Origin of the sequence: Methylobacterium sp. WL18 (assembly GCF_008040015.1) — a bacterium.
GTDB classification, from domain to species: domain Bacteria; phylum Pseudomonadota; class Alphaproteobacteria; order Rhizobiales; family Beijerinckiaceae; genus Methylobacterium; species Methylobacterium mesophilicum.
The window spans coordinates 1-3,988 of record NZ_VRVD01000437.1 but is presented as its reverse complement, the minus strand read 5'-3'; the positions used below and the strand labels follow the sequence as shown (position 1 = coordinate 3,988).

Here is a 3,988-nt window from a genome sequence, read left to right as displayed (position 1 = left end):
GTGCCGCTGCTGGCGATGCTGCGCCGGCGCGCGCTGGTCGCTCCGGAGATTCCAGCGGCCCTGATCTACTCCGCCCGGACGCGCGCGGACGCGATCGCGTTGCCCGAACTGGAGCGCCTCGCCGCCGACGGAACCGGCTTATCCCTGCAACTCACCACCACCCGGGATGCCGGCGGCCGGCGGATCGACGCCGCCCTCGTGGCCGGCGCCCTGGCGCGGCTCGGACGACCTGAAAAGGTCTTCCTCTGCGGGTCGAACCGATTCGTCGGCGCGGCCTCCGACCTGATCCTGGCGGCGGGCGTCCCGGCTGGCGTGATCCGGACCGAGCGGTTCGGCAGCTGATCACGGGCTGAAGATCAGCACGAGGTAGACGAAGAACACCACGAGGTGCACGGCGCCCTCCAGAACCGTCGTGCGCAGGCCCGAGAAGGTCTGTGTGCTCAGGATCAGCGTCACCGCGAGCAGCGTCATCTCGGTGGGCTTGAGGCCGAGCACGACGGTCTGGCCGGTGAGCAGGCCGATCGTGAGGATCGCCGGCACCGTGAGGCCGATTGTCGAGGTCGCCGCGCCCAGGCACAGGTTGATCGCCCGCTGCAGTTCGTTGCGCGCGATGGCCTTCAGCGCCGAGATCGCCTCCGGGGTGAACACGATGGCAGCGATCAGCACGCCGCCGAGCGCGGAGGGCGCCCCGAGCGCTGCGATGCCGTGGTCGAGGATCGCCGCGAGGCTCTTGGCCAGCAGCACGATCGGTACGACGTTGGCGAGCAGCAGCACGACGTGCTTCGCGATCGCGCCGCGCGAGGCCGAACCCGAGCCGGCCTCGCTGTCCGCCTCCTCTTCCGACTCCTGGAAAAAGTCGCTGTGCCGGCTGGTCTGGATCAGCAGGAACACCCCGTAGAGCGCCAGGGTGAATACCGAGAAGGTCACCGCCTGCAGGGTGGTCAGGGTGCCGTCGGCGGTGGAGCTGGTGAAGTTCGGGATGATCAGCGCGACGGTGGTCAGCGGGATGATCACCGACAGGAAGGCCGAGGCTCCCTGCAGGTTGTAGCTCTGCTGGTGGTGGCGCAGGCCGCCCATCAGCAGCCCGAGGCCGACCACGCCGTTCAGCACGATCATCAGCACGGCGAACATCGTGTCGCGGCCGAGCGTCGGCGCGTCCTTGGCCGAGAGCATCACGGCGGAGATCAGCGCCACCTCGATGATCACGATCGACAGGGTCAGCACCAGGGTGCCGAGCGGCTCGCCGAGCCGATGCGCGAGATCCTCGGCCTCGTGCACGACCCCGAAGGCCGCCCAGACGATGACCGCGAGCAGCCAGGCGAACAGGCCGCCCGCGAACCAGGGCTGCGACAGGTCCCCGAGCCAGGACTTCCCGAACCACGCGAAGGCGAGAACCGTCGCCCACGCCACCGCCAGCCGCAGGACTCCCGTCATGGTCTTGGTCGTCTCCGTGCGCGGTCGTGTGACGCGGCCGTGCGTACTGTCGGACCCAATGAGAGTCCATGCCCGGCCTGGACCGGGTCAGCCCGCGTCCTACGGTGGCGTCAGTGCGGGCGGACCAGCCTCGCCGCGCCCCTCTGAGCGCGCGCAACCGGCCCATGCCGTGGCGGGAGTGGTCATCGGGCCTCGTAGGCGCTACCTTGTTAGGACCCGAATAAAGTCCGGTGCCTGATTCCTCCGCCGCGCGATGGCGCGCTGCCGGGCGCGGCGCGGCCGTTGAGAGTTTCCGAAACTTGCCCTTCCCGACCCTGCCCGCCCCCCTCGCGCGGGCCCTGTCCGAGCGCGGATATGCCGATCCCACCCCGGTCCAGGCCGCGGTGCTGGAGGCGGCGGCCGGCGCCCGCGACCTCCTCGTCTCCGCCCAGACCGGCTCCGGCAAGACCGTGGCCTACGGGCTCGCCATGGCCGACATGCTCTTCGGCCGCGAAGCGGGTGCGGAGGCCGATGCGGCCGAGATGCTGCCCCCCGCCGGCGCGCCGCTCGCCCTGGTGATCGCCCCGACCCGCGAACTGGCCCTCCAGGTCCAGCGCGAGCTGCTGTGGCTCTACGCCCCGGCCGGCGGGCGCGTCACCGCCTGCGTCGGCGGCATGGATCCCCGCCGCGAGGCCCGGATGATGGCCGACGGTACCCATATCGTGGTCGGCACCCCGGGCCGCCTGCGCGACCACCTCGAGCGCCGCAACCTCGACCCGACCAACCTGCGCGCCGTCGTGCTCGACGAGGCCGACGAGATGCTCGACCTCGGTTTCCGCGAGGATATCGAGTTCATCCTCTCGTCCACCCCGCCGGAGCGGGCGACCTACCTGTTCTCCGCGACCCTGCCGAAGGCGATCGAGGCCCTGGCCGAGCGCTACCAGCGCAACGCCCTGCGGCTGGCGATCAAGGGCGAGAGCAAGGGCCACGCTGACATCGCCTACCGGGCGGTGCGGATCATGCCGCGGGAGACCGAGCACGTGGTGCTCAACCTCCTGCGCGAGGCGGACGCCCCGACCGCGATCGTGTTCTGCAACACCCGCAACGCGGTGCGCCATCTCCAGGCGAGCCTCACCGAGCGCGGCTTCTCGGTGGTCGCGCTCTCGGGCGAGCTCGGCCAGGGCGAGCGCAACGCCGCCCTCCAGGCCCTGCGCGACGGGCGTGCCCGGGTCTGCGTCGCCACCGACGTGGCGGCGCGCGGCATCGACCTGCCGTCGCTGAGCCTTGTGATCCACGCCGACTTGCCGCACGACGCCGAGGTGCTCCAGCACCGCAGCGGGCGCACCGGCCGCGCCGGACGCAAGGGCACCTCGGTGCTGCTGATCCCGAATTCCCGGCGCCGCCGCGCCGAGCAGATGTTCGCCATGGCCAAGGTGAGCCCGGAATGGTCGGGGCCGCCTTCGGCCGACGACATCCGCAAGCTCGACGGCGAGCGCATGCTCTCCGACCCGCTCTTCTCCGAGCCGCCGGCTGAGGAGGATGTCGCGCTCGCCGGCGCCCTGCTCGCCGGCAAGACGCCGGAAGAACTCGCCGCCCTGCTGGCCCGGGTCTATCGCACCCGCCTGCCGGCGCCCGAAGAGGTCAGCGATCCCGGCGAGGGCCGTGCGCCGCGCGGCGTCAGCGAGCGCCCGCCCTACGACCCGATGAACCCGGAGCAGATCGCCGCCCTGGGTCCGGCGGTGTGGTTCCGGCTCAATCTCGGCCGGCGCGACAACGCCGACCCACGCCGTCTGCTGCCGATGCTGACCCGCCGCGGCGGCATCGACCGCCAGGAGATCGGCGCGATCCGGATCTTCGACCGGGAGACCAAGTTCGAGATCCGCGGCAACGCCGCCGCGCGCTTCGCCGAGGCCTTCGCCCGCAACGGCTCGCCGGAGATCCAGGTCGAGGCTTTGGCCGGGGATGCCGGTCCGGCCGAGCGCAAGAGTGCCCCGAGCGGCCCGAAGGGGTTCGCGAGCCCGCGCGCCGGCAAGCATCAGCGCCAGGCCGAGCGGTCCGGTCCCCGGCCCGATCACAAGCCCGGCCGGAACACAGGCCGCAGCTGAGCCGGCCGAATCCTGAACGGGGGCGCTGCTGCGCCCCCGGGCAGCCCGTAAGCGGCGTCCAGAACGGCAGTCGCCCGCTTATCGGTAGGGACGTTGCGGAGAGCGGAGCATGCGTATCGAACCGCTCCGGCGTCCGGTGGAAGGCGCTAGAACACCTTCTTCATCGCATCGCCCAGTGCGTCGACGCTCTCCTTCAGCTTCCGGCCGGCCGGCGCCAGGGACGGGAGCTTGATACCGAGCACCTCGGTCTCCTCGTCGGCCGGCTCGGCCTGAGCCACGGTCGCGGCGCCGGGCTTGGCCGCATCGGCGGCCTTCTTCGCAACCGGCGGCTTGCTGACGGCCATCACCTTGCGGGCTGGCTTCTCGGGTGAGGCCGGAATCGGTGTCGCCGCCACCGGCTTCGGCGCGGGACGCAGTCGTGCCCGCCGCCGCGCCCGGACGATCTCGGAGGCCCGCGGCTGCTGCAGCAC

General features: G+C 71.8%; 2 protein-coding genes and 2 pseudogenes. 2 read left to right on the top strand and 2 right to left on the bottom strand.

All coding sequences use genetic code 11. The annotated features are described in order from the left end of the window. Positions 1 to 342, top strand: a pseudogene (locus tag FV228_RS22415) (oxidoreductase); the annotation flags it as partial. On the opposite strand, the gene FV228_RS22410 reads toward FV228_RS22415, so the two are convergent. Beyond that, a complete protein-coding gene (locus FV228_RS22410) occupies positions 343 to 1,434 on the bottom strand; it encodes a calcium:proton antiporter (RefSeq protein WP_147856620.1) in 1,092 nt (363 codons plus the stop codon). 299 nt (positions 1,435 to 1,733) lie between these two features. Between FV228_RS22410 and FV228_RS22405 the strand changes: the two genes are divergently transcribed. Continuing rightward, complete coding sequence (locus FV228_RS22405; protein WP_147856619.1) at positions 1,734 to 3,518, top strand: DEAD/DEAH box helicase; 1,785 nt, start codon at positions 1,734 to 1,736, stop codon at positions 3,516 to 3,518. A 146-nt stretch (positions 3,519 to 3,664) separates the two neighbouring features. On the opposite strand, the pseudogene FV228_RS22400 reads toward FV228_RS22405, so the two are convergent. Further along, a pseudogene (locus FV228_RS22400) lies at positions 3,665 to 3,988 on the bottom strand (hypothetical protein); the annotation flags it as partial.

Excerpts from the sequence above, each read along its gene's own strand:
- FV228_RS22410 (WP_147856620.1), bottom strand. The coding sequence starts at position 1,434 with ATGACGGGAGTCCTGCGGCTGGCGGTGGCGTGGGCGACGGTTCTCGCC.